Source organism: Lentimonas sp. CC4 (assembly GCF_902728235.1).
Taxonomy (GTDB): domain Bacteria; phylum Verrucomicrobiota; class Verrucomicrobiia; order Opitutales; family Coraliomargaritaceae; genus Lentimonas.
This window is the reverse complement of sequence record NZ_CACVBO010000001.1, coordinates 1,372,312-1,398,668: the sequence shown is the minus strand read 5'-3', so window position 1 is coordinate 1,398,668 and position 26,357 is coordinate 1,372,312. Positions and strand designations below refer to the sequence as shown.

The following is a 26,357-nucleotide window of genomic DNA, read 5'->3' as shown; positions in this document are numbered from 1 at the left end:
TATTCAGCCACAAAAAGGCACGAAGAAGCACGAAAACCCCACTGCAGAAATTTTTTGTGTATTTTTGTGCCTCTTTGTGGCCATATCATACGCTTGGTTAGTGCGTTATTCTCTCGGGTTCCTGCTCATCGAATTATTATCCAATGGCATCGAGCTAAAGCTCCGAGCGACCAACCGCAACGCTCAACACTCAACGTCCAACGTCCAACATCGCACCCCCATGAGCCAACTCGAACTCACGCCACACGGCATCGTCCTCTGCCGCGACGACTCGCTCAAAGAGCTGGCCGGGTTCGGTGACTCCGAACCTGCTGGCCTCATCCGTATCGCAGGCCAAAAGCTGCCGCCTGAAGTCGATGCATCCGTGCTCTATTGGAAAGAATTCGCCGAGCACTTTATCCGTGCGCTCTGCCACGTCTCACCCGAAAACGAGGCAGATCTACAAGTTGATCCACCTGCCACCGCCGACCTCTCCGAGATCATTCTCAATGCGCCACCCATGCGCGGCGCTGAATACCTCACACTCGACGTGCTACGCGCCCTCTGGCAGCGACTCGTCGAGTGGACACGCGCTCAGCTCGAAACCGGCACCGACCTGACCACCCTACTCGCCACCCACGCCCCGCTCTGGTCGCGCGTCGGTCGCGTCACCCTCCACCTCGCCGAGAATAAGAGCGACCCCGAATACCCCTTCGCGTTCATGGCCTCCTACGCTTCAGGGCTCAGCAAAAGTGGCCGTCTGCAACAACTCCCGCTCGGCAAGGCGCTCAAGGAATACGCAGGCACCAACAACAAGTCCGCACTCCTCAAACTACTCTCCCCAATCAACGCCGCAGCGAAACAGTGCAAACTCATCGCGGATCTGGTCGAGACGCAGGATATTTTCCACCCGCTCGTCTGGTTGCCGAGCGAAGCCTTCCAATTCCTACAAAGCGTGCCCGAGCTGGAAGACGCCGGCCTCCTCATTCGCCTGCCGGACTGGTGGAAAAAGCGCACCCGCCGTCCACAAGTCGCCGCCAAGATCGGTTCCGCTAAACGCAGTTCCGTCGGCGAGCACGGCCTGCTCGACGTGAAACTCAATGTCATCGTCGACGGGCAAGCGCTCAGCCCCGAAGAGATCGAAGCACTCCTCGACGGCGACGACGGACTCGTCCTGCTGCGCGGCCAATGGGTCGAAGTCGACCGCGAAAAACTACAACAAGCCCTAGATCACTGGCGCCGCGTGGAAGCCCACGGCGAGATCTCCTTCGCCGAAGGCATGCGCTGGCTCGCCGGCGCACCCGCCGATTTAGCCGCGAGCAGTGAAACCGAAACCTTCCACGAATGGGCCTTTGCCGAACCCGGCGAGGCACTGGCCGAACTCCTGCAGCAACTCAAAGACCCTGCACAGCTCACGCCACCCGACACACTGCTAGCCACACTGCGCCCCTATCAACAGGCAGGTCTCGACTGGCTGTGGTTTTGCACGCAGACAGGCCTCGGCGCCTGCCTCGCCGACGACATGGGTCTGGGTAAAACCATCCAACTACTCGCCGCCCTGCTACGCAAAAAGCAACAATCCCCGAAGTCCGCGCCCGCCCTGCTGGTCGTGCCTGCCTCATTGATCGGCAACTGGCAGCGCGAAGCCGATAAATTTGCCCCCTCGCTACGCCTGTTCGTCGCTCACCCATCGGAGTGCCCGAAGGACATTCTCCACAGCACACCGACCGATCAGCTTGCCCACGCGGATCTCGTCATCACCACCTACGGCATGCTCAACCGGCTCGACTGGCCGGCCGAATTCGACTGGAGCTGGGTCGTGCTCGACGAAGCACAAGCCATCAAAAATCACGCCACCCGCCAGAGCAAAGCCGTGCGCGCCCTCAAAGCACAGGCTCGCATCGCCCTCACCGGCACGCCGATCGAAAACACGCTCGGCGATCTCTGGTCACTGTTTGATTTCATCAACCCTGGTCTACTCGGCAGCTCTGGACAGTTTGGTAAGTTCACCAAGGACCTGAGCAAATCCACCAGCGATCACTTTGCCCCCCTACGCAGGCTCGTCAGCCCTTACATTTTACGTCGCCTCAAAACCGACAAGTCAATCATCGGTGACTTACCAGACAAAACCGAGATGAAAGTCTTCTGTGGTCTTAGCGTCGAGCAAGCCAAGCTCTACCAGCACACCGTCAAGACACTGAAAGAGGAGCTCGCCACTTCTGAAGGCATTCAACGCAAGGGCCTCGTGCTTAGCTACCTGATGCGCTTCAAACAGATCTGCAACCACCCCGACCAACTCACAGGCGCAGGCGAATACATACCCAAGCAAAGTGCCAAATTCCAGCGACTCGAAGAGCTCGCCGCCCAGATCGAATCACGCGGCGAGAAGCTACTGATCTTCACCCAATTCCGCGAAATGACTGATCCGCTTGCCGATTGCCTTGCTGCGATCTTCGGTCGCTCTGGCCTCGTGCTACACGGCGGCACGCCGATCAACCAGCGCCAGCAAATGGTCGACCACTTCCAACGCGAGGACGGCCCGCCGTTCTTCGTGCTCTCGCTCAAAGCCGGCGGCACCGGGCTCAACCTCACCGCCGCCTCGCACGTCGTCCACTTCGACCGCTGGTGGAATCCTGCCATCGAAAACCAGGCCACCGACCGTGCCTTCCGTATTGGCCAGAAACGCAACGTGCTGGTGCACAAATTCGTCACCAGCGGAACACTTGAAGAAAAAATCGACCGCATGATCGCTGAGAAGCAAAGCACCGCCGACCAACTATTAACTGGCAGCGCCGAGAAAACGTTGACCGAACTCAGCAATGACGAACTCTTAGACCTCATCCGCCTCGATCTACAACACGCCGACACCAAACTATGAGCTGGAACTACTACAACGACGATTACCGGAAGCCCACCGTCGCAGAACTCCGCGCGCAGGCAGAAAAGAAGATTCGCACGCTCAAAGTCTCCGGCCTCAAGCCCGAACCAGTGCCCGCAGGCTCTCGCAATGGCGCCATCGCGAAAAGTTTCTGGGGCAAGGCATGGTGCAAAAACCTCGAAGCCTATAGCGACTACGAATATCGCCTCCCCCGCGGCCGCAGCTACGTGCGCAACGGAGCAGTTGTTGACCTAAAAATCGAGCCGCAAAAAGTTTTTGCGCGGGTCAACGGCTCGGAACTCTACGAGCTCACCGTCACCATAGATCCCCTCGCCCCCGAAAAATGGGCTGCACTCAAAGCGAAGTGCCAAGGACAGATCGGCTCGCTGATCGAACTGCTACAAGGGAAATTCTCCAAGGAGATCATGTCACTAGTCGCAGACAAAGAGTCAGGATTATTCCCCGCCCCCGGCGAAATTCACTTCAACTGCAACTGTCCCGACTGGGCCGACATGTGCAAACACGTGGCTGCCGCACTGTATGGTGTTGGGGTGCGCCTCGACGAATCTCCCGAATTACTCTTCAAACTCCGCGGTGTGGACCACACCGAGCTCATTGTGATCGACGAAGCCGTCAGTGATCTCACCAAGACCGGCAGCTCCCGCCGCCGACGCAGCTTAGATAACGATGCACTCGGCGATGTGTTCGGTATCGATTTAGAAGACGATCCCCCCGCACCACGACGCCCATCCAAGAAGGCAGCATCCAAAGCCAAGCAACCAAAACCTTACAGCCCCACCGCCGCCAAAGTCCGCAAACTCCGCAAACAACTCGGCCTCAGCAAAGCCGCCTTCGCCCGCGAGGTCGGCGTCACCGCGCCGACGATCAGCAATTGGGAAAAGAAGACGGGCGTGCTCAAGCTCAAGCCCGATGCACTCGAGCAACTCACACGCCTGCACCAAGCACAGTAGAAGCGGCTTCCAGCCGCTTACAGCATTACGTAGTCGAGTTGCTTCAGCCACTCGACCGACACTGCAGTTGCTCTCACCACACGCGGGTGGCCGCCTAAAGGTGACCACCTACGAAAACACCCCGCAGCTGGAAACCCCTTCTACCTTTGTAACTTGCAATACGCATATAGCAGCGCAATATAAGTCAACATGTTAGCCATTCGATTAGATCAGGAAGTCGAAAGCCGTCTAGAGCAACTCGCGAAGAAGACTGGACGCACCAAGACTTACTACGCACGCGAAGCCATCTTAGAACATCTTCAAGATATGGAGGATTACTATTTGGCAGTCGAAACGATCCAGAACCCTGGTAAGATCTACACCTCCGAAGAAGCGAAACGTGAGTTGGGATTATAGCATTTCATCAAAGGCGCTGAAACAGCTCAAGAAGCTTGATAAGCAAGTCGCTAAGCAAATTTTTGATTTCTTAGATGAGCGTATTGTCGGAGCGGAAGACCCTCGCCAATGGGGCAAACAGCTCAAAGGCGAATTAAACAACGTGTGGCGCTATCGAAGCGGCGACTACCGGATTCTTTGTCAGCTTCAAGGCGAAGTATTTGTTGTGCTGGTGCTCGAAGTCGGGCACCGCAAGAACATCTATCGTTAGCACAGAAAACGTGAATGTTCCGCTTACGTAGCCGAGCTCCTTCAGCCGCTCGACCGACACGGCAGTTGCTCTAACCACACGCGGGTGGCCGCCTAAAGGTGACCACCTACGGATACAACAGCGGCTGGAAGCCGCTTCTACTTTCTCACTCCTCACTCCTCACTCCTCACTCCTCACTCCTCACTCCTCACTCCTCACTCCTCACTAGGTGCGTAGCACCCTCACTCGCCGCAGGCGTTTTAACACTTGCCGCTGAAAAATTACTACACTACCCCTATCTGTCTCGATACGTGACTCACCTCGTTGCCAACGACTTGGCAACAACTGAAGCTGCTTCCCGGAAGCCAGCCGAGATTGATCCGTGAGTCCGTATGATCGAGCACACACATGTGTTTTACACGCTATGACTGTTCTAGCCTGCATCACACCAATAACAAAAAGTAACACATACATAAGATGCCAGAATTCGAAGAAACCGATTCCAAGCCAAATCCAAGCCACAGCTACACACCCAGCACAGACGCTTCTAAAAAGCCACGTGGCCGCCGCCGTAGCGGTGGATTTAAGACCGAAGTCGCCTCCGCAAGCACAGGTAGCATGGGCGAAGTCAGCGCAAGCGATGCCCTGAAGAGCGAAAAGCTCAGTGGCCGTCCAAGCCCCCAACAACGTGAAGAGCGTCCGGCACGTGCCGAACGTCCAGCACGCGAAGAGCGACCAAAACGTGAGCCACGTGCTCCACGCGATCGCGCACCACGCAGCGAAGGTGCATCCGAGCCTCGCGCAGAACGCACACCACGTGAGCCTCGCAAGGAACGCGAACCACGCAAGGAACGTGAAAAGCGTGCACCACGCGAGCCACGCGAAGAGCGTATCACCAACCCGCAGCCAAGCGAAGCCACGCTCGCCTCCATCAAGAGCGTCGAAGCGAAACTCACAGAGCGCCGTGCCGAGCGTGATGCACGTCGTGCTGAGCGCGAAAAGAATCGCCCAGCCAAAGCCGAGCGTAAGCCCGAAGCACGTGGCGCCAAGAAGCCACAGCCGAAGGGCAAAGGTAAGCCAGCGCCTCAGAAAAAAGGCCTACTCGCGACCATTTTAGGATTTTTCGGTATCGGCGATAAGCCCGAAGAGAAGAAGCCAGCAGGTAACCGCAACGGCAATCGTGGCGGACAAAACCGCCAAGGCGGCAATCGCGGCGGCAACCGAGGCGGTAAGAATCGCCAAGGTGGCAACCGTGGTGGACAAGGTCGTCGTCAAAGTGGCGGCAATCGTGGTGGACAAGGTCGTCGTCAAGGCGGCAACGCAAAGCCACACTCTGCAAAATCTCTTAGCAACGAATCTTAATCTCAGCACAGCGCACACACAATGGATGTCTTCAAAGTCAGCGGGAACGGACCTTTAAATGGTGAAATCGAAGTCGGCGGCGCAAAAAACGCCGCCCTGCCGATCCTCGCTGCCACCCTGCTGACCGATGAGACGGTCGTTCTAAAGAACGTCCCCGATCTGAGCGATATGCGCTTCATGATCGAGATCCTGCAGCACGTCGGCGCCGAGACAGTGCAACCCGAACCGGGCACCTGGGAGATCACCGCCAAGGAGATCACCCACATCGCCCCGTATGAATTGGTGCGCAAGATGCGCGCTTCGGTTTGCCTCCTCGGCCCACTCGTCGCACGTATGCGCAAAGCCGAAGTATCGATCCCCGGGGGCTGCGTGATCGGCCCCCGTCCGATCGATCTTCACATTAAAGGGCTCCAAAAGCTCAACTGTCGGGTCGACATTTCCAACGGCTACGTCCACGTCGACGCATCCGCAATCAAAGGTGGCCCCATTTTCCTCGGTGGCCGTAGCGGCAGCACCGTCACTGGCACAGCCAACATCGTCATGGCCGCCGTCATGGCTCCTGGCACCACTCGCCTCGAATGCGCGGCCTGTGAGCCCGAAGTCGTCGATCTGTGCAACCTACTCGTCAAGATGGGCGCCAAGATCGAAGGCATCGGCAGCCCCGAGTTACTCATTACTGGAGTTGAAAAACTCCATGGATGCGAACACTCCGTCATCGCCGACCGTATCGAAGCGGGCACCTTCGTGGTCGCTGCCGCCATCACCCGTGGCGACGTCACCGTCAAAGGTATCGCCCCAAAGCTACTCAGCGCGTTCCTCGACAAGCTCGAAGAGGCAGGCCTGCCCATGGAGCTCGGCGACGATTTCATTCGCGTGCTGCCTTACGAAGGCTCACTCAAGCCCGTCGACGTGATTACACTGCCACACCCCGGCTACCCCACTGATTTACAAGCGCAACTCGGCGCATTGATGACGCAGACCGACGGCATCTCCATCATCACCGAGCGTATTTACCCGAACCGCTTCATGCACGTGCCCGAGCTCCAACGCATGGGCGCAGACATCGCAATGGAAGGCCCGAGTGCGATCGTCAAAGGCGCAAGCCAACTCTCCGGCGCGCCTGTCATGGCATCGGACCTTCGCGCCTCTGCGGCACTCATCCTCGCCGCCTTCGCAGCGACGGGCGACACCTGGATCCAACGCATTTACCACCTCGACCGCGGCTACGAACGCTTTGAGCAAAAGCTCACTGGCATCGGTGCTAAGATCGAGCGTCTAAGCGACAAGGACATGCCGAAGGAACTACTGGAAGAGTAGCGCTGCGCGCGAACGTTGAACGTTCAACGTCGAACGTTGAATATTAAACAGATAAAGTAAACTCACGATCATCAAGTATTGTGAATTTCAATGGTGCAGAACGCTTCGTCGGGGTGCTGCTTGCCGTTTCGACAGGCTCAAGGCCCAGAGCTCGTCGAGGGGCGGCACCCTCGAGTGTAAGAGACGTTACAAAACTTCGTGTGCTCATGGCCTTTGCGCGGTCTTCGCAAAGCAAAGCCCCTACCTCAGAAAGTGATACAGGCATTCCTGCCTGTTACGCATGAGCAGCGCAGACTTTTGACGCAACAGCCAGGAGCTAGGACACTCCTGTCCTATAGCACCACTGAGACTCGGCAATGGACCAGAGTGTCCATGCTCTTGGCTTTATTCCGCTACACTCAGAGCCTGCACGACTAAGCCACCGCGTAGCTGACAAGGTTCTTACGCATGGCGACTTCACGATAATCAAACACATGCTTCAGCTGCTGCTTCACATACAGCATGTGTGCAATCGCGCCGAAAGGGCCACAGGGTAAGACGTAGTTCACGCGGTCGACGAAACGCACGCCGCCGGGCACGACGGTAATTTCGTGGTAATGATACCAGATCTTATACGGCCCGATACGCTGTTCATCGACGAACGAATGCCCCCGACGGATGTGCTTTAGCTCCGTCAACCACGTTTGACGTCCGATAATTGGAATCCCGACCCGATATTCGATCAGCAGGCCATCATACATTTTCTCTGGCACATCCGTTATGATCTCAAAGGGCATGTCGTCGGGCGTGATGGCATCGAGGTTTTTGGGTGAACTGATAAAGTCCCATGCAGTGGTGATATCCGTATCAATGATTTGTTCGCGGGTGAGTTGATGTATTTTAGCCATGATATCTAATGATCGAACCAAGAATCAGAAAACTTACATCAAAAATTCCCTGTAAGGTTCTGCAGAGGTGTTCGATCGCTTAAAGAACTATGAAACAACCGAGTGAAATTCTAAAACACGCCCTCGCCGATGAGGACAACCGTCTGCTGATGGCATCCTCACCTATATTTATCATGCACCTACTCGCACTGGGCGCACTCTTCACCAGGTTTAGCTGGGCTGCTGTGATTGCACTCGTCATCACATATGTCGTGCGCGTGTTTGCGCTGACTGCCGGCTTCCATCGCTATTTCTCGCACCGCTCCTTCAAGACCAGTCGCACCTTTCAATTTATCATGGCATGGGTCGGCACCTCCGCCGCTCAACTCGGCCCGATGTGGTGGGCAGCGAACCACCGCCACCATCATCAGCACTCGGATAAACCGGAAGACATTCACTCGCCAGTCGTCAAAGATGCCTTCTGGGCACACATCGGCTGGATCATGTGCCGCGCCTATGGATCGATTCAACATGACCGGATCAAAGACTTAAACAAATATCCCGAACTGCGCTTCATTGATCGCTTTCACATTCTGCCAGTGCTCTCACTGGTCGCTCTGCTCTATGCCGTCGGCGCAGGCCTGAATGCTTACTACCCAGGCTTAGGCACCAGTGGCATGCAGATGGTGATGTGGGGCTTCTTTCTCAGCACCATTCTCGTTTATCATGTGACCTTTTGCGTGAATTCAGTCACCCACATAGTGGGTAAGAAACGCTTCAACAACGACGACGAAAGCCGCAACAGCTGGTGGGTGGCGCTGCTCACCTTCGGCGAAGGCTGGCACAATAATCACCACCGCTGGCCGCTTTCCGCTCGGCAAGGCATGTATTGGTGGGAGCTAGATCTATCGTATTTGCTATTACGCTGCTTGGAAAAAATTGGCTTAGTCTGGGATCTTAAAGTGTATCCAGAAGCCATCTACGCAGAGGCCGAAGACCGAGCAAGCCAAGGAGGCAACACTTGAGCAACTATTGGATCAATCTGCTCTTGCTCGGAAGTATTGGTGCAAGCTTGGCATATTTCACTGCCCGTCGGATTCAGGTCATGGCTTTGGTCGATGTCGTTTGGTCGGCTGGTCTAGGCGTTGCCGCAGTCGCGTATCTCATGCAAATGGAAACGCCAACAGCACGGAGCTATGTAGTCCTGGCGATTCTACTCAGTTGGTCGTTGCGGCTCTCGTTTTACTTACTCAAGCATCGAGTATTATCAGGTAAAGAAGATCCACGCTACAGCTACTTGACCGCTCATTGGGGCGACAAGGCGATGCGCAACTACTTCCCGCTCTTTCTCCTACAGATCTTGTTGGTCGCACTGTTCATGGTGCCGGTCAGCATTGCGATGAATGCCAGCGGTCCATGGGGTCTAATTGATTGGATTGCCGTCGGCATTGCGCTCTGCGCTCTGCTCGGTGAATTCGTCGCAGATCGACAACTCGCACGCTTTCGTAGTGCCCCCACCAACCGAAATAAGGTCTGCAAGCAAGGACTGTGGCGCTATTCACGTCACCCGAACTACTTTTTCGAATGGGTGCACTGGTGGGCTTACGTCGCCTTAGCAGCCACTTCCATAATGTGGCCGTTTGCATTATTAGGCCCTCTGAGTATGTATTTATTCTTACGATTCCTCACCGGCGTGCCGCATGCGGAGCGATCCTCCCTGCAGTCCCGAGGCGACGACTACCGACGCTACCAACAATCCACTAATATGTTTTTCCCATGGAAACCACATCACTAGCCAACTCTAGCATAAGCGCCCCTCTCCCACTGATTGATGGCCCTCAGCCGCGAACAGTCGAACGACTTTTCCTGCGCGCACTAGGCACACTTCAGGGCGGCAGTCTTCGCATCTATTTCCCAAGTGGCGCCTGCGTCCTCACTGGTGATCCATCGTGCACACCCGTTGAAATGTTGATCGAGGATACTAAGTTTTTCCGCAAGGTCTTCTCTGGCGGCAGTGTTGGCCTCGGCGAAGCCTATGTCGACGGACTCTGGAAAACCTCTGATCTCAGCGGCTTATTGACTCTGCTCGCAAACAATCAAAAAGAGCTCGGCAGGGTTCAATATGGCTTCTCTCTACTGGCGAAGAAAATGAACCAACTGTATCACAAGGCGCGCCGCAATACAGTGGAGCAAAGCAAGGAGAACATCCAAGAGCACTACGACTTAAGCAATGCCTTCTACGAGACCTTCCTAGACCCTACAATGACCTACTCCAGCGCCTTATTCCACTCGAAGGAAGAGACACTGGAGCAGGCTCAATGGAATAAGATCGATCGCATACTCGACCTAGCAGACGTCAAAGCAGGTGACTCCATATTAGAAATCGGATCTGGCTGGGGCGCACTCGCACAACGCGCGGCTGAGCGCTGTTGTCAGGTCAAAACCATTACGCTCTCTGAAGAACAGTTCAGTTATTCCCTGAATCGCTTCGAGCAGGCAGGTGTCTCGAATCAAGTCGAAATCGCCTTACAAGACTATCGCACACTTGTCGGACAATTCGACGCCGTCGTCTCCTGTGAGATGATCGAAGCCGTAGGGCACGAATTCCTAGAAAGCTATTTCAAGACCATCCAGCAATCACTCAAGCCAGGTGCGAAGGCCGTAATCCAAGCAATCACCATCCCTGACGAACGCTATGAGCGCTACTGCAACAGTTGCGACTGGATACAGAAATACATTTTCCCAGGCGGTCACCTGCCCTCCCCCGGCGCGATCGAAGCCAATGTCGATCAAGCCGGCGATATGGCAGTGCTCACGATGGAGCCCTTTGGCCACGACTACGCCGAAACGCTACGGCGCTGGGCAGTGGATTTTAATGCGAAGGCAGAGCGCGTGCATCAGCTCGGCTTCGACGCGGAATTCTGCCGCAAGTGGAACTATTATTTTAGTTATTGTGAAGCAGGGTTTAACGCCGGCCTGATTGATGTGCAGCATGTCGTGCTGCAGCGTAACAGGTCGTAGGTGAAACTAAGTGATACAGGCATTGCTGCCTGTTACGTGCGCTGGGAGCTAACTCTGACGTGACAGACAGAAATGTCTGTGTCACTTCGCTGGGAACTGACTCTGATGGGACAGACAGAAATGTCTGTGTCACTTCGCCTCCCTAACCTTACTCGGGCTTCTTGCACGAGCAATGCGTAGCCAGCAGCTCCTTCAAAGCATCTTTCTTCGCTTCATCGAGCTCGGGGCCATCTTCTAAGTGCTCTTCTTCTTCATGCCTGTAGTGCCGGCACATATCTTGGTTGTCCATTACCTGTCGGTTGAATTTTCCGCAGAAAATGCAGAGCTTTACGTGCAGCTTAAGAAAGAACTTTTTCGTAGGAGAAAGCTTTTCATAATCCTCTTTCGATAAGGCATGTGAGACTTGTTTGCAGGTAAACATTTTAAATTTGAGTTACTGAGCGTCCTTTCCGGTCCATTTTTGTTCGAGCGCGACTTTAAGCTGTTCGCGTGCCCGGTGTAACAACACCCATAAGTAATTCGGAGTAATGTCCATAACCTTACAAACTTCTTCAGTTTCCATGTCTTCGAGCATACGAAGCACGAACGCTTGGCGGGCCGGCTCTTTCACTTGGTCGATACAAGTGTTCAAAACTTCCCAAAACTCGGTATTATCGCAGGCCTTGCGTGGATTGAACTGCCAAGGGTCTGGATTGGTGGTCGTGATACCGCTGTATTTGAACCAGAAACTCTCCAACAACTCCTCATCTTCATTGTCGATGCTGACCTTGTTCTCTTTGACCGACTTTCGAATCTGATCGACGATCTTGTTGTGCATGATGCCACGCAGCCAAAATTTAATGTCACGGCTGCCATCAAAGCGATCCAGCGCCTTAATCCCCGCCAAGAATGTATCCTGCACACAATCCGCGGCTGCCTCGGCATTACGAAGGCGCGACATCGCATAGGCATACAGATAATTGCCATATCGATCCACCCATGTGTCTGGCTGTGCAATCTCAACTGCTGGCTTATTCGTCTCTGACATCAAACACCCACTATTTAGCCCACATCGGCTTAGGTCAACCAACGTTTTAGCAATTAGATCACTGCGTTCGGTTCCGAATGCTGATCGCGGTCGATCAAGGTCTGTGGCGAATCAGGCGAAGGCCGTGTGTATATTTGTAGCTTCTTTTTATAATACAATTGAGCGGCTTGCCAAATAATACGCGGCATACTGTTTAAGGCGGTATCGAACGGGTGCATCAAAGCATACCGCCAAATACTGGCACGCGTCACCGCAGCACCCTTCCCTTGTATCCACGTTTTCAACACACACGCACCCTCGCGGTATAAATCCACGCCAAGGAAAAGCGCCTCCGCCTCTATTCGAAACGTGAAATAGTATTCCCCCGACAAATCGTTAAAAGGAGAGACATGAAAGTCCTTCGGGCAGCGCGCCGTCCACATATGAGGCGCATCACCTGCCTCCAGGTCATTGAGCGGATACACATGCCGATCGCCAAAGGTGTTATTCACTTCAGCGACCACAGCCAAGAGCTGGTCGCCCTGCATCCGAAGGTGGAAGTTCACCGGGTTAAACGCATAATTGAAATAACGCGGCGATGTGACCAAACGCGTATGCTGCCCTGGCAATTCTGGCCCGAGGTAGGTCTCTAACTGATCTGCAATCGGGCGCGCCTCTCCTCGTAGATAATCTTGGTCGTTCAGACGCAACAGGTCCGATTGATTATGACTAAATCCACGAACCTTGGCAGCCAAGGTATCCAGTTCATTCAGATCAAACGCGAAAAAAGTCACTGGATAACTGAATGCGTGCTCCACAGGACTCATGCGCTGATGCACCACCTGGCCACGATAAATCTGTGAATGCCAGCTCACAGCTCGATACCAAACCCTTTCGCAACCTGCACAGCGGAGCGCACGGCATCTTCATGGAAGCCATAGCCGAAATAACTACCGCAGAACCAAGTGTTTCTTTCCCCATTCATCGCCTCTAGCTTAGGCTGTGTGGCCATGCTTTCAAACGAATAGAGCGGATGTGTCAGCGTGGTGCTATTAATAATCGTCGACTCGGGGATCGACTCGGTCGCATTTAAAGTCACCACGTAATCTCGGTGTGTCTTTAGGTTCTGCAGGCGATTCATGTAATAACTGACCGACACGGGCTGTGTCGCATCATGCGAGGACTCGCGGATGAAATTCCAAGACGACCACTGCTTACGGTCAGGCGGCAAATGCGTGTGGCTCGTGTGTAACACCACTGTGTTCGGCTGGTAGTGCCATGGCTCCAAGCGCTCCTTTTCAGATGAGGTGGGATCGGCCAACAATTTAAGTGCCTCGTCCGCGTGCGCACCAATGACAACATGATCAAAGCTCAGCGATTCGCCGTCTGGCATCTCGAGCACCACGCCGGAATCTGTTCGACGAATACTCTCCGGCGGGCGCGAAAGCTGCGGAGGCCGCTCGAATTGTTTCAGCATCGCTTCAACATAAGTGCGACTGCCTCCAGCCACATATTTCCACTGCGGCCTGTTCGTCAACCGCAGTAAGCCATGATTCTCCAAAAAGTGGAGATAGGGTTGCGCAGGGAATGCTGACATCTGCGCAACGGGCGACGACCAAATGGCGGCTCCCATAGGATAGAGATAGTTATTCAGAAAGGCGCCACTGAAACGCCGCTTACTGAAATACTCGCCGAGGGTTTTACCCTCTAGATAGCCTGAGTTCAAATCACGATAGCCGATACGCGCAAAGCGCCACAGATCTTTCATCAAACTTAGATGCTGGCCATTGAAGAAATAGCTCGGCTTTGGAAACAACGAACCCAGCGTATTACCAGAATAACCGTAATCACTCACTCGGTCGTAATAGCTGAACGTCATCGAACTGTCCGCAAGCGCTACGCCGAGCTGCTTGAGCACCTCGGTAAAGTGAGGATAATTGCGATGGTTCATCACAATAAAACCGGTGTCCACCGCAGTGCCCTCGTCTGGGCCATCAGCAATCCTCAAGGTGCGGGTATGCCCTCCGGCGTAATCGTTCTTCTCAAAAAGGTGCACCTCATGCTTTCGGCTCAGCAGCCAAGCGGCGGTGAGCCCGGCAACACCGCAGCCAACGACGGCGATCTTGAGTGGTTTATCTGTAGAGGTGGAAGGTATCACTGTTGCTGACATATGCTTAATAGTATGGAATCAACGCTCCGCGGCTCAAAAACTTACAATGATCCTAAAAAGAGTAATTACAAGTGAGTCTATGGTAATGAAGTGCATAGAGTTTCGCCAGTCATTGCCTACCGAGCGCAGCGACACTTTATGATCCCTTTGGCTGCAACCGAAGGGCGAAGCCATTTAGCGAACCACACATACTGCAGAAAGCAGTGATACCCAGCTTCTAACTCCCGACTCCTAACTTCTAACTCCCCTTTCAAGCTTTATTTGTAATGTCTGAAGATATTACACGTTCTATTCATACACATGAACCAGCGCACACGACTCACTCTCGGCAGCCTTTGCGTGCTGCTATTCCTAACTTCCTGCAAGAACTCATCCTCCGACATGCATACTCAAACCGTCCCCGACACCGCATACAAAGCAGCGCTGGAGCGCACAGATCCAGCAAACTACCAATTGCCCCCTGCGGCTTCGCCTGAAGAAGTTGCCATGCTGGCAGGCATTCAGGATCTATTTATCGACTACAGCTACGAGAACCTAGAGGCCAACGTCACCGAAGTCTACGCCAAGAACGTCTATTTCCGCGACGCCTTTCGGCAGTTCGACAACCCTGAGGACATGCGCAACTACATGCTACACGGCCTAGAGCCGCTCGCAGCAGCCGAGTTCGTCTTCAACCGTGTGATCCGTAGCGGCGACGAGTTCTACCTCGATTGGACGATGCGACTCGACTTCAAAAGCACCCCTCCCGGCACCTGGGAAGAATCCATCGGCATGTCACACATACGCTATAATACTGAAGGCAAAGTCATCTTCCATCAAGACTACTGGGATCCGACGGACATCGTCTATCGACGCATTCCCATCGCCAAACAGCTTATCTCGTATACCAAGGGAAAGATGTAGATCCGTGCTATGCCGCACAGTGCCATCGAGCCGCGCCTACCTTTTCGACGGCAGCTCACCGAACATCGCGTTGTATAAGCACGCGCATCACATTTTGTGATTTTTGCTCAACACATTTGGGAGGGACGAGCTCCGCCTCGTCCTGCGGTGTGTGAGTGCTTTGGTTGAATGCTGAGGCTCCGCAGACGGCAGCGTAGAACGCGGGAACCGCAGAGGCCGATCTTTACCCACACTTTTGTGTCTTCTAGTTGTTGCGATGAACGCGGTTCTTTGAGCTTTTTCACCACGAACTTCACACCTTCTCAACTTATGGTAAAGGTCAACAGCACCTGCCGATTCTAGCGTTTCAGCGTCTCACTCGGCAGCTCATCAAACAGTTTTCGATAATCTTGCGCCAACTGCCCCATGTGCCAGAAGCCGTGCTCATTTGCAACTCCCGCAACTGTATCAAGCACTGGTCTCCCTTGCTTCAGCGCACGTCGCAACTGGTGCAATCGATATAGCTTCATGTATTCCTTAGGAGACAGACCAAACTCCTGCTGAAACGCATAGAGTAAGGTCCGCGCACTCACACCCGCCAATGCCGGCAACTCAGTCGCCGTCAGCGATTTATCATGACGATCATGTATCACTGCCAGCGCCCGCTTCAATGCATGCGCACGCGAATGCGCCATAGGCCGAGCTTTAAAGGGTTTCGCCTGAACTACCCCTGCCAACAAACACTCTAACAGATTCGACTCATACTCTTTCAGAAATACACGATTGGAGAGCACATCAGGACGCTGCTTCCCGCACGCACTATAAGAGGCAATCGCCTGACGTAGACGTGAGCGCACTTGTAAATTCGACTGCAGAAAATGCTCCTGCTTCGATAAGAGATCGCTCAATGAATTGAGCTCATGTGTATGCACGAGTTGCTGTAAGCGTCGCAATGAAACCGACATGGTATGTGCACCAAAGCCAGCCTCTGACACACAATCCAAAGCGTCACCTGATTTAAAGATCACAACATTTGACCCATTCAAATCACACCCCATCCGGCGAAACCGCGTATGCTCCTCTCCAGGAATCCCAAATGTCATATACCCTGACGGGGCCGTGCCCCCTTGCTTCAACTTACGATTAAAACGACTACTCGTCGCCACCACATCCGGCGTGCCCAACTGACTCAACTCCGCATGAAACGCTCCCGCATCTAACTGACGAAAATCCAAGTTCCACACCTGAACCGCAGCATTAAATGCATCCGAATCGTTAAACGCGCCTGCCATGTAAGTTCCGTTCATACTATAAGTTAAAAAAGTTGCGAATTTTCGATAGGACACCCAGTTGCAATCTAAAGCTTATGGTGCATGGTTTAACGACTCTGTATACGAAAATCCAAGACCTACCCGTCTATGAACTATAAAAACCTCCACTGCTGTATCAGCACATTGGCAGCAACTCTACTATCAATCACTTCTGCTTTCGCCGACGAGATCATCCACGACGGTGAATTCAATTTCGTCAAAGCACAATACGCCGAGCAGTGGGCTGCGGAAGACACGCAGGTCGATGCCAAGCTCGCCGAAATTCGCGATGCCAATGGCGGCAAGCGCCCCAACATTCTCTACATTCTGATCGACGACGTCAGCTTCGGCCAAATGGGCAACCCGAAGATGAATTACGTGATGGGCATCAAAACGCCCAACATTAATAAGTTCTCCGAAGAAAGCCTCAATTTGATGCGGATGTATACCGAGCCGTCCTGCACACCGACACGCGCCGCCTTCCTCACAGGCCGCCACCCCGTGCGCACAGGTTTGAAAGAAGTCAAAGTCGCACTGGTCGGCGAAGGCCTACCTGCCGAAGAAGTCACCATTGCCGAAGTGCTCAAAGAAGCGGGCTACAATACATCGCACATTGGCAAATGGCACCAAGGCGACATCGAGCAATCTTACCCGCACAACCAGGGCTTCGATTACGCAGCATTTCCACTGCACCAGCAGGTGCAGCTGACGGTGATGACCAAGGAGTCCGCCATGGCGAACAACCAGTTCGGCTACAATCGCTCCATGCGAAGCGGGGAATTTGAACTCGATAAACGCTTCCGCCCATACGGTCTAGTTACTGGCGTCGAAGCAGAAGTCGGCGGTCTGGCTCGCGAGATCGACCTCGAACCAGGCGAAGAATGGACGCACGCGCACTACGTAGAAATGAACGAGCGCTACCAACGCCAAATTCTGGAGCAAGTCGACCAGCTCGCCGCCAAAGATGAGCCGTTCTATCTACAATACTGGCCGCTCTACCCGCTTAACTTCGTCTTGGACGAAAACCCAGAATCACTCAACGGCGGCTTCATGGCTGAAAAGCTACAAGTGCTAGATGGCATGATCGGCGAACTCATGGATCGCCTCGAAGCCACTGGCGAAGCGGATAATACACTCGTGGTCTTCATGGCCGACAATGGTCTCATGTATCACTACGAAGGCACCTCTGGCCTCAGCCAGCTGATCTATCGTGGCGGCAAGACCCAACACCTCGAAGGCGGCGTGCGCGTCGATGCATTTGCACGTTGGCCAGGAGTCATCGAGGCCGACTCCTACGCAGGTGACATCATGCATGTCTCCGACCTCTACACCACCTTTGCTCGCATCGCCCAAGCCACCGACTACATCCCACGCGACCGCGTGATCGACGGCGTTGACCAAACCGCTCTCCTCCTCAATGGCGAACACCACGGTCGCCGCGACTATGTATATATCTACGAGAACGAAATCCTCCGTTCCGTGGTCAAACAAGAGATGAAGATGCACGTGCCAGGAGCCGGCGTGCCTGGCGCTGCCGCGCCAGTCTTCAACGTCTTCCGCGACCCCCGCGAAGAAAACGCCCACATCGGCGCAGTCCTTTGGTCAGGTGCCAGCTTTCAGGATATGATCAAGCGTCACATGATGGCGATCGGCAAGTATCCGCACGCACCACTCGGCAAGGGCAAGCCCTATGAAGGCATCGAAAACCTACGCCCCGAGTCTAAAGAAACCGTCGAGATATTCATGTCTTGGCACTAATAATTAAGTGAACCAAAGCGGCGCTCAACACTGAGCGCCGCTTTTTTGCTTTCAGACACACCCCTCCGAAATTGAACATGAAACTCCCTCTCACCTTATCCATCGTAGCTCTAGTGGCCTTAACGGCTCACGCCTCTGAGCCCGAAGCACCGCAAGAAAACGCCAGTAATCCGCTCGCCAAAGCGAAAAACACCGACATCCGCTGGCAGTCACTCGATGCCGATGCTGGCACCATCAACGATGTCTATGTCGATGGCGCATTCATGGCCAACGACAAATTAAAGATCAAATACGAGCTTCACTACTGGGAGACCAATGCGACCGGGCAAAGTGAAAACGGCTGGGAGTCCACCAGCGTCAAAGCCATCTATTTCCCAATGGAGGGAAAAACCGAACATTTCAAATACCGTCTCGCGGTTGGCGCGGAATGGATTATCGACCTCGGCGATGAAGACAAAGGCATCGGCTTCAACTCCGATCAAGTGGCGCCTTTGGTTGGTATCGCAATGGGCTTCAAAAACAACTTGATGCTCATTCCACTCGTCCAGCACTACGTCAGCTACAGCGGTGACAATGTCAACACCACCGCCTTTCGCCTGATCGCCCTTCAACCCTTTGCTGATAGCTACTGGGCGAAACTCGACGCCAAGCTCCCTGTCGAGTGGAACAACGATGGCAACACCCCCGCCAGCATCGAACTACAACTCGGCAAAAACCTCAATCAACGCGTCGCCCTCTACACCGATTTCCTAGCAGGCCTCAGCGATGACCGAGCTTACGATTGGGGACTTGGCGTCGGCATCCGCTTCAAATACTAATATCCCGATAAAAAACTAACCGAACCATGATACTTACCAAAAAAATCCTCACCAGCGCCGCACTCGTAGTTTCGGCATTCACGCAAACGCATGCGGTCGAGGCATTCCTCATCAAGAGCCAGACTCCGATGATGTAAAAAGCTTTGCCTTATAGATTTATCAACGCTCGGTCGAAATCGACCGAGCGTTTTTGAACCTAGACATACGAGCATACCTCCAAACCACATATCTGCATGAACCACAGCACAGCACTCAAACTCACAGCATTTTTTACGCTCACATCCGTATCAATCCATGGAGCGGCATTTTACCTATCCGAAGTCGGCACCCCTGGCAGCCTCGGCACCGGTGGGGTCGTCAATCCAGTGAATAATAAAATGGCCGACTCCGCGTGGGCCAATCCTGCTGGCATGACTGGGCTCGACTCGGACGAAATGCTACTGGGCTCACAAGTCATTGTGCCAATCCGTAAATTCGATTCCTCGTCCGCTTCCACTGCCGGCGGTGGCGACGGTGGCGACGCGGGTGTTCCTGCGGCGATCCCTAGTTTCTTTGCGGTTAAGCAATACAATGAAAACCTCTCATTGGGCTTCTCCATTGTCGGCGCAATGGGTGGCGGTGATGATTTCGGCGACAACTGGGTCGGTCGGTATGGTGCCACTGAAGTGTCTCTCCAAGGGTTGAGCATCTCTCCTGCTGTCGGCTACCAAGTCACTGAAGACCTCTCCATTGGCGCAGGCGTCAGCATCATCAATACTCAGTTTTACCAGAAACTCGCAATCAAATCACCGCTTCCGCTAGGCTCAGACGGCTCCGCAGAATTCGATGATATGGAGGACTGGGGCACCCAACCCTTTTTCGGGCTCACTTATCAAATCAACGAGAAGACACTCTTCGGCCTCGTTTATCGCGCAGAGATGGATGTCGAACTCGAAGGTGACCTCAAGATCAAGAACGCAGGTCCACTCGACGGCAAAAGCGATCTCGATCTCGACTGGGACAATCCGCAATGGATTGAAGCAGGCATTAGCTACGAACTCACAGATGAATGGGTCGCCGCCTTCAACCTCGGCTGGCAAGAGTGGTCCACCTTCAGCGATAATCATGTCACGATCAGCAACGGCGCACCGGTAACCCTCGACCGCAACTGGAAAGATACTTGGCACGGCGGCGTCGCCTTCACTCGCTTCATGGAAGACAGCGCCTTCAGCTTCGGTTTTAGCTATGAGAGTTCGCCAGTCGATGATGACGACCGCACCATTGATTTCGCAGTGGATGAACAATATAAATTCTCAGCGGCCTATGCATGGAATCAGAACCAGAACTGGAAGTGCTCCGTCGGCGCGACCGTCATCTTCTCCGGCGATGCCGAAGTCGATCAAGTCGCTCAAGGCGAACGCATCAAAGGCGAGTTCGAAACAAACATGCTAGTCATCGCCGGCTTTACCGCACAACGCCGGTTCTAGCCATAGTTCGAAGCACCATTCACACAATGGCCAACCAAGGACTTTGGTTGGCCATTTTCGTTTCGACTCTCCTCGAAGTAGAGACCTGCCCTCAGAAAAGTTCGGCATTGCTAGAGACTTAAAATCCTCAAACCCTAGGAATACTTCTCCACGTTCAACACCAGCACGCTAAAGATGCAGCGCACCCAACCTAGATCAATTAGCCAACTACAATGCATCTTGCTGTGCATCGCCTGCAGCGTGCTCACCAGCCTGAGCGCATCGGAGGTCGTCGACAGTAGCGACACGCCATCTGCCGAAGCTCCTGTTGCACAAGAGGCGAACCCCGAAACGCCCAGCACCCCGCTTTCAAGCGGACTGGATGAATCCTCCGAGCGCGTCGGCTTCGGCACGAAGACGTCTCCACTCGACCAGCCCATCGACGCAGACAAACCAAACGCGCCTGAACAGACGAGCCTCACCTCAGCAACAGCCGCTACAACCGAGCAGGCCGAAGCCACACTCGCGGCAGAAACCACACCGGCCAAACCTGAGGTCGTGCTCCCCTTCAAAAAACCTGCAGCGACTGCTCCCATTCAGAGTGACACTTCGGCCGTGACGATCGATGCGCCAGACGACTCCTCCGAACGCGTCGGCTTCAACCAAGACAGTTCCCCCCTGACGCAAGAAGCAGAGCGACTGGACGAGAAATTGCACCATACGGGCGTCCCGTTTATTGACAATACGACCTACTTCATCGCGCCTCGAGCTTACTACCGCTACTACGATTCTGGCAATGGCGACACCTCCGAGGCCTTCGCCATCGGCGGGGGCTTGGGCCTGAAGTCAGGGATGTATCAAGACTTTGCCTCGATCCGCCTCACCGCGCACACCTCGCAAAAAGTGATGTCCTCTAGCGACGACCAAGACGATGATGATAGCGCAGGGCTATTAAGAGGAAACAATGGTTACACAGTCATCACCGAAGCAAATCTAAACCTGAAGATTCGAGACGCTGACTTCAGACTCGGCATCCAACTCATCGACCTACCCTATATCAATTCAAACGATTCGCGCATGGTGCCGAACACATTTGAGGCCTACACCATTCGATCCACGCCAGACTCCGACAAAGCACTGAAATATGGGCTCGGCTACGTGCATGGCATGCGTGAGCGCACCGGCTCTGACTTCGAATCCCTCTCGGAGCAAGCGGGTGCAGAGAATAGCGACGAAGGCATCTATACATTCGGACTACACTATAAGTTGAACGAGAACTCCAACGTCGGCTTCGTCGAACTCAACAACCCCAATACCCTCAACGTATTTTACTTAGAAACCAATGCCACCCTCCCACTCTTTGATCTCATCCACCTCGACGCTGGTTTCCAATTCTCAGACCAACGCAGTATCGGCAATGAACTCATCGGTAGCGTCTCGACTCAGCAATACGGAGTGAAGTTACGCGCTAGCTACGAGAAACTAGTGAGCACTCTAGTATTTACCCACACTGGCTCCGATGAGAAGATGCTCACCCCTTGGGGCGGCTCCCCCAGCTTCAATTCAATGATGATTTCCGACTTCGACCGCGCCGGCGAGAAGGCCATCGGCGGCAGTCTGAGCTATCGATTCTCAGGCAAAGCTGATGAAGGCTTCGTCACCTCCATGCGCTGGACCTACGGCAACACACCCGACAGCGGCAGCAACGCCTCGCCCGATCAATACGAAGTCAATTGGAATTTCGACTACTACCCTAAAAGCATCCCCAACCTCTGGTTTCGATTGCGAACTGCCAAAAATCATCAAGACGGCTCAGATGGTGACGACGCCGAAGACGTGCGCTTCATCGTTAATTACGTAAAGACCTTCTGACGAAGCCCCTTGATGGATTGCCTTTGTAATATAACGCGTCACACTCGTGCCTAACATGATGAAACTCGCGTCTCGTATTCTACTGCTCCTCCCCCTCTTCGCACTCCTCGGCTGTGTCTCCCCCGTCCGAGTCGACTACGACCGCGAGGCCGCACCTAAATTTCAAAGCTACCAATGCTTCGAAGTCGATTCACGAGAGCTGCGCGCCAACTATCAAGACATCGTGCTCAGCCCGATCGTGGACCGCCGCATCGAGCGCGAACTCAACGCGGTGCTTGAAATGCGTGGCTTCTCCAAAGGCTGTGAAAAACCAGACTTTCGCGTCACCTTTAGCACCGCCAAGAAAACAGTCACCGAGCTCAACGACCTCGGTGTCGGCCCAGCGCCTTACCGCCGCTACCCTTATAGTGGCTTCGGGGGCTACTCCAGTGTCCAAATCGATCAATACGAGGAGGGCACCTTCATCGTCGACATCATCGACATGCAATCGAAGGAACTCGTCTGGCGCGGTGCCTACGTAAAGCGCCTCGGCTGGAACGCACCGACCGACGCCGAGATTCGCGAAATCATCATCGAAACCTTGGCGCAATTCCCACCTGCAGGATAACCAAAGCCTGATTGAGATTGACTTGGATTACGATTCTAGCGGTTTAGAAGGCATGAATATCGTATGTCTTGACCTTGAGGGAGTGCTCATCCCCGAAATCTGGATCGCCTTCGCGGAAAAAACTGGGATCGAAGCCCTCAAGCGCACTACGCGTGATGAGCCTTGCTACGATACGCTCATGCGCTACCGCTTGGACATTCTCGACAAAGAAGGCTTCAAGCTAGCCGACATCGAAGAAGTCATCGGCACGCTCGATCCACTCCCCGGCGCGAAGGAATTCGTCGAATGGGTGACCTCACAGACTCGTCTCGTGATCCTATCGGACACATTCAGCCAATTCGCGGGTCCATTAATGGCCAAGCTCGGCAACCCAACCCTCTTCTGCCACGATTTGGTGATCGACGAAACGGGCCGCATCGCGGACTACAAGCTCCGCCTGCCAGACCACAAGCGCAAGGCCGTCGAAGCCTTCCGTGCATTGAACTTCGACACCATTGCAGCGGGCGACTCTTACAACGATCTCTCTATGATCGATTGCGCTGATGAAGGTCTTCTGTTCTGCCCACCAGATCGCCTGACCGAAGAACGCCCAGAGCTACCAGTCGCACGCAATCACGCAGAGCTACAAGCGATCATTGCAGCTAAGCTGTAAGTTTTTATTCACCCCACAAAACACAAGACCCCCCACAACATATGCTGATTCACACTGTATACTTCTGGCTCAAAAAGGACCTCGATGGCGATAAATACACCGAGTTCCGCCTCTCTCTAGAAACCATGCGAGGCATCCAACACGCCGAAGCCATCTACATCGGCACACCTGCGAAAACCGCAGAGCGCCCAGTCGTCGATACCACTTACGACTTTGCACTGACCGTCATCGTCAAAGACATCGCCGCGCACGATGCGTATCAAGCAGACCCGATCCACACGGCGTTCATTAACGACAACAAGGATTACTGGAAGAAGGTAAAAATCTACGACGCCGACTAAAGTGCTACGTGATACAGACATTTCTGTCTGTTTTTCATCACGCTCCCCACCACGACGACTGAGCGCGCCCCCTCCCCAAAGTGCCCCACACTCAATGTTAGACACTTTATTGGAACAACTTCAGTCGATCAGCCTGATCGACTGGTTCGCAATGGTGATGGGTATCACCGGAGTCTGGCTCAGTATTAAAGAGAAGCTTATTGCGTGGCCGCTCTTCATCCTGTGCTACTCCGCCTATATCTATATCAGTTTCCGCGGAGGCTACTACGCCTTTGGCGGTATGAATATCGCCTTCGTCGGCATCGCTGGCTATGGCTGGTATCAATGGTCTAGGAACTCGGATCGAGAGGACGACGCAGTCAGTATTTCGCACCTCCCAAGCAGGCATTGGCTCACAATCATCGCACTGCTCATCACTGGCACAGCCGCGATCGGGACTTTACTGTCAACCACAGGTGAAGCACGACTGCCGTATTACGACGCCTTCGCGACGTGCTGCGCATTCATCGCGCAGTGGATGCTCAGCCGCAAACACATCGAAAATTGGATCTTCTGGATCATCTCCGACTGCGTCTATCTCAAGTTCTTTTACACCGACAAGGTCTGGCCCAGCGTCATTCTGTTCAGCGTCTTTATCATCCTCGCGATTAAAGGCTGGCGAGAGTGGAAACGCACAATCGCGCCTTCCACAAGCGCAGACTAAGCCCCTCAGCTCTCAGCCCTCAAGTCTCAGCCCTCAGCTCTCCCCCCCTCCTCAAGCCCTCTTACACATGAAACGTATCGTCCTCATCGGAGCCGAATCCACAGGCAAAAGCACCCTAGCGCAGGCACTCTCTGGGTATTATGGCGAACCTTGGACTGATGAATTCGTGCGCAGCTATGTCGAGCAGCTCAACGGCGACCTTCAGGCACACGATCTCGAACCGATCGCAGAAGGGCAACTCGCCCTCGAAGATGCGGCACTGGCGAGCGCCCAACGGCTGGTCATTCACGACACGAACATCCTGTCGTCCATCATCTACGCCAATTACTACTTCGATGTCGTGCTCGACTGGGTCAACGACCGCTTCCTCGAACGCGACTACAGCCTGTATTTACTCTGCCTGCCCGACATCCCTTGGGTCGCCGACGAAGGCCAACGCGAAAGCCCCGAGGCCAGGAAACAGCTGCATGAACTCTTCAAGGACAGCCTCGACATCTTAAAAATCCCCTACGTCGAAATCCACGGTAGCGAGGAAGAACGCATGGTGCAAGCGGTGCACGCCATCGACGCGATTTTGTAAAGAGCCGTTTTTTTTCCACCCCATATAAGTATAAAGCGCTGGTTTATTCCCTTAATTTGGACAACGCTGCAACAGAACAATCCATCAGCAACAATCGCCTCTATGCATTCCACCCCAGAAGACCCACCCACCGGCACCGAATTTATCGAACAAACACTCGCTGACCCCATCAGCTCGGAAGAGTCTATGCTCCGCCCCCTCTCCTTCGACGACTTTGCTGGGCAGCATAAAACCATCGAGCGACTGGAAGTGATGGTCGGCGCAGCCCGTGATCGCGGCGATCCTCTCAACCACATTTTACTTAGCGGTCCTCCAGGGCTCGGTAAGACCACACTCTCTCTCATCCTGGGGCATGAGATGGGCAAGCAAGTCAGCATCACCTCCGGCCCTGTGATTGATAAGCCCGCCGACCTCGCAGGCTTGCTCACCAATCTGAGCGAAGGCGACATCCTCTTTATCGACGAGATCCACCGCATCCCGAAAGCCGTGGAAGAGTATCTCTACTCAGCGATGGAAGACTTCCGTATCGACATCATGATCGATCAAGGCCCCAACGCCCGCAGCGTGCGCCTAACACTCCCCCGCTTTACGCTACTCGGAGCCACGACTCGCATGGGACTGCTCACGGCACCACTGCGCAGCCGATTCACCCTGCAATCCCGCCTCAGCTACTACGACCAAAAAACTCTGCAAGGTATCGTCGAACGCACCTGCGACCTACTCGAAATCGGCTTCACTCAAGCCGGAGCCTCCGAAATCGCCCGCCGCGCACGTGGCACGCCGCGTATTGCCAACAATTTGGTCAATTTCTGCCGCGACTACGCACAACAGCGCGGTGACGGCGTCATCACAGAGACCATGGCCGCCGCCGCCCTCGAACTCCTGGAAATTGATCGCCGCGGTCTCGACGAGATGGACAAGCAAATGATGCGTGTCATGGCGGTGAATTACCGCGGTGGCCCCGTCGGTCTGGGCACCATCGCCGTCGCCGTCGCCGAAGAATCTCACACACTAGAAGAGGTGCACGAGCCCTTCCTCATCCAAGAAGGCTACCTCCAACGCACCGCCCAAGGCCGCGTCCTCACCAACAAAGGCTGGCAAGTCATCGGCCTCGATCCACAGGACAACGGCGCACAACCGGAGTTACTCTAAAATACATAGAAGAAACGCGCTGATCGCTTCCCCCTTTACATC

At 54.2% G+C, this 26,357-nt stretch carries 26 protein-coding genes; 20 read left to right on the top strand and 6 right to left on the bottom strand.

The features are described from left to right. The first annotated feature begins 76 nt into the window (after window positions 1-76). From GZZ87_RS06140 to murA, 6 genes are all read left to right on the top strand, one after another. A complete protein-coding gene (locus GZZ87_RS06140) occupies window positions 77-2,857 on the top strand; it encodes a DEAD/DEAH box helicase (RefSeq protein WP_244648131.1) in 2,781 nt (926 codons plus the stop codon). Continuing rightward, complete coding sequence (locus GZZ87_RS06135; RefSeq protein WP_162025646.1) at window positions 2,854-3,828, top strand: helix-turn-helix domain-containing protein; 975 nt, start codon at window positions 2,854-2,856, stop codon at window positions 3,826-3,828. Before GZZ87_RS06140 ends, GZZ87_RS06135 begins: the two co-directional genes overlap by 4 nt. Before the next feature lie 189 nt (window positions 3,829-4,017). Continuing rightward, the gene (locus tag GZZ87_RS06130) at window positions 4,018-4,224 is read left to right on the top strand and encodes a TraY domain-containing protein (protein WP_162025645.1); all 207 of its coding nucleotides are present in this window, start codon (window positions 4,018-4,020) and stop codon (window positions 4,222-4,224) included. Beyond that, window positions 4,208-4,474, top strand: a complete 267-nt coding sequence (locus GZZ87_RS06125; RefSeq protein WP_162025644.1) for a type II toxin-antitoxin system RelE/ParE family toxin — start codon at window positions 4,208-4,210, stop codon at window positions 4,472-4,474. Before GZZ87_RS06130 ends, GZZ87_RS06125 begins: the two co-directional genes overlap by 17 nt. A 456-nt stretch (window positions 4,475-4,930) precedes the next feature. After that, entirely contained in the window at window positions 4,931-5,815 is an 885-nt protein-coding gene (locus tag GZZ87_RS06120; RefSeq protein WP_162025643.1) for a hypothetical protein, read from the top strand. A gap of 21 nt (window positions 5,816-5,836) precedes the next feature. Next, complete coding sequence (gene murA, locus GZZ87_RS06115; RefSeq protein WP_162025642.1) at window positions 5,837-7,132, top strand: UDP-N-acetylglucosamine 1-carboxyvinyltransferase; 1,296 nt, start codon at window positions 5,837-5,839, stop codon at window positions 7,130-7,132. A gap of 413 nt (window positions 7,133-7,545) precedes the next feature. Here the strand turns inward: murA and GZZ87_RS06110 are convergent, their stop codons facing one another. After that, the gene (locus GZZ87_RS06110; RefSeq protein ID WP_162025641.1) at window positions 7,546-8,019 is read right to left on the bottom strand and encodes an SRPBCC family protein; all 474 of its coding nucleotides are present in this window, start codon (window positions 8,017-8,019) and stop codon (window positions 7,546-7,548) included. An 89-nt stretch (window positions 8,020-8,108) separates the two neighbouring features. On the opposite strand from GZZ87_RS06110, the gene GZZ87_RS06105 reads away from it, so the two are divergent. From GZZ87_RS06105 to GZZ87_RS06095, 3 genes are read left to right on the top strand one after another with little or no spacing between them, the layout of a single operon-like run. Continuing rightward, window positions 8,109-9,023 carry an acyl-CoA desaturase gene (locus GZZ87_RS06105; protein WP_162025640.1) on the top strand — a complete coding sequence of 305 codons (915 nt, stop codon included), beginning with the start codon at window positions 8,109-8,111 and terminating at the stop codon, window positions 9,021-9,023. Next, window positions 9,020-9,793, top strand: coding sequence for a DUF1295 domain-containing protein (locus GZZ87_RS06100; RefSeq protein WP_162025639.1), 774 nt, complete (start codon window positions 9,020-9,022; stop codon window positions 9,791-9,793). Before GZZ87_RS06105 ends, GZZ87_RS06100 begins: the two co-directional genes overlap by 4 nt. Then, window positions 9,775-11,019 (top strand): cyclopropane-fatty-acyl-phospholipid synthase family protein, encoded by a 1,245-nt coding sequence (locus GZZ87_RS06095; protein ID WP_162025638.1) that lies wholly within the window; start codon window positions 9,775-9,777, stop codon window positions 11,017-11,019. Before GZZ87_RS06100 ends, GZZ87_RS06095 begins: the two co-directional genes overlap by 19 nt. A gap of 148 nt (window positions 11,020-11,167) precedes the next feature. Here GZZ87_RS06095 and GZZ87_RS06090 read toward each other — a convergent pair whose 3' ends face one another. From GZZ87_RS06090 to GZZ87_RS06075, 4 genes are read right to left on the bottom strand one after another with little or no spacing between them, the layout of a single operon-like run. After that, window positions 11,168-11,440, bottom strand: a complete 273-nt coding sequence (locus tag GZZ87_RS06090) for a hypothetical protein (protein ID WP_162025637.1) — start codon at window positions 11,438-11,440, stop codon at window positions 11,168-11,170. Window positions 11,441-11,452: 12 nt separating this feature from the next. Next, the gene (locus GZZ87_RS06085) at window positions 11,453-12,046 is read right to left on the bottom strand and encodes a sigma-70 family RNA polymerase sigma factor (protein ID WP_162025636.1); all 594 of its coding nucleotides are present in this window, start codon (window positions 12,044-12,046) and stop codon (window positions 11,453-11,455) included. 53 nt (window positions 12,047-12,099) lie between these two features. After that, window positions 12,100-12,900 carry a DUF1365 domain-containing protein gene (locus tag GZZ87_RS06080; RefSeq protein WP_162025635.1) on the bottom strand — a complete coding sequence of 267 codons (801 nt, stop codon included), beginning with the start codon at window positions 12,898-12,900 and terminating at the stop codon, window positions 12,100-12,102. Further along, on the bottom strand, window positions 12,897-14,195 hold the full coding sequence (locus GZZ87_RS06075; RefSeq protein ID WP_162025634.1) for an FAD-dependent oxidoreductase: 1,299 nt from the start codon (window positions 14,193-14,195) through the stop codon (window positions 12,897-12,899). The genes GZZ87_RS06080 and GZZ87_RS06075 overlap by 4 nt, the downstream gene beginning before the upstream one ends. Window positions 14,196-14,495: 300 nt before the next feature. Between GZZ87_RS06075 and GZZ87_RS06070 the strand changes: the two genes are divergently transcribed. After that, a complete protein-coding gene (locus GZZ87_RS06070) occupies window positions 14,496-15,098 on the top strand; it encodes a nuclear transport factor 2 family protein (RefSeq protein ID WP_162025633.1) in 603 nt (200 codons plus the stop codon). A 338-nt stretch (window positions 15,099-15,436) separates the two neighbouring features. On the opposite strand, the gene GZZ87_RS06065 is transcribed toward GZZ87_RS06070, so the two are convergent. Further along, a complete protein-coding gene (locus GZZ87_RS06065; RefSeq protein WP_162025632.1) occupies window positions 15,437-16,384 on the bottom strand; it encodes a helix-turn-helix domain-containing protein in 948 nt (315 codons plus the stop codon). A 111-nt stretch (window positions 16,385-16,495) separates the two neighbouring features. Here GZZ87_RS06065 and GZZ87_RS06060 point away from each other — a divergent pair, with 111 nt between their 5' ends. From GZZ87_RS06060 to ruvB, 10 genes are all read left to right on the top strand, one after another. Further along, window positions 16,496-18,145, top strand: coding sequence for a sulfatase-like hydrolase/transferase (locus GZZ87_RS06060; protein ID WP_162025631.1), 1,650 nt, complete (start codon window positions 16,496-16,498; stop codon window positions 18,143-18,145). A gap of 77 nt (window positions 18,146-18,222) precedes the next feature. After that, complete coding sequence (locus GZZ87_RS06055) at window positions 18,223-18,963, top strand: hypothetical protein (RefSeq protein WP_162025630.1); 741 nt, start codon at window positions 18,223-18,225, stop codon at window positions 18,961-18,963. Between the two features lie 233 nt (window positions 18,964-19,196). Further along, window positions 19,197-20,429 carry an outer membrane protein transport protein gene (locus GZZ87_RS06050; RefSeq protein ID WP_162025629.1) on the top strand — a complete coding sequence of 411 codons (1,233 nt, stop codon included), beginning with the start codon at window positions 19,197-19,199 and terminating at the stop codon, window positions 20,427-20,429. A 174-nt stretch (window positions 20,430-20,603) separates the two neighbouring features. Beyond that, window positions 20,604-22,280 carry an OprD family outer membrane porin gene (locus GZZ87_RS06045; protein ID WP_162025628.1) on the top strand — a complete coding sequence of 559 codons (1,677 nt, stop codon included), beginning with the start codon at window positions 20,604-20,606 and terminating at the stop codon, window positions 22,278-22,280. Between the two features lie 55 nt (window positions 22,281-22,335). After that, complete coding sequence (locus GZZ87_RS06040; RefSeq protein WP_162025627.1) at window positions 22,336-22,887, top strand: DUF4136 domain-containing protein; 552 nt, start codon at window positions 22,336-22,338, stop codon at window positions 22,885-22,887. A 52-nt stretch (window positions 22,888-22,939) separates the two neighbouring features. Then, complete coding sequence (gene thrH, locus GZZ87_RS06035) at window positions 22,940-23,539, top strand: bifunctional phosphoserine phosphatase/homoserine phosphotransferase ThrH (RefSeq protein ID WP_162025626.1); 600 nt, start codon at window positions 22,940-22,942, stop codon at window positions 23,537-23,539. 41 nt (window positions 23,540-23,580) lie between these two features. Next, window positions 23,581-23,880, top strand: a complete 300-nt coding sequence (locus GZZ87_RS06030) for a Dabb family protein (RefSeq protein WP_162025625.1) — start codon at window positions 23,581-23,583, stop codon at window positions 23,878-23,880. 94 nt (window positions 23,881-23,974) lie between these two features. Beyond that, window positions 23,975-24,583, top strand: a complete 609-nt coding sequence (gene pnuC, locus GZZ87_RS06025; RefSeq protein WP_162025624.1) for a nicotinamide riboside transporter PnuC — start codon at window positions 23,975-23,977, stop codon at window positions 24,581-24,583. Window positions 24,584-24,650: 67 nt separating this feature from the next. After that, window positions 24,651-25,163: an ATP-binding protein gene (locus GZZ87_RS06020; RefSeq protein WP_162025623.1), complete on the top strand. Its 513-nt coding sequence runs from the start codon at window positions 24,651-24,653 to the stop codon at window positions 25,161-25,163. Between the two features lie 102 nt (window positions 25,164-25,265). Next, on the top strand, window positions 25,266-26,315 hold the full coding sequence (gene ruvB / locus GZZ87_RS06015; RefSeq protein WP_162025622.1) for a Holliday junction branch migration DNA helicase RuvB: 1,050 nt from the start codon (window positions 25,266-25,268) through the stop codon (window positions 26,313-26,315). Window positions 26,316-26,357 lie beyond the last annotated feature (42 nt).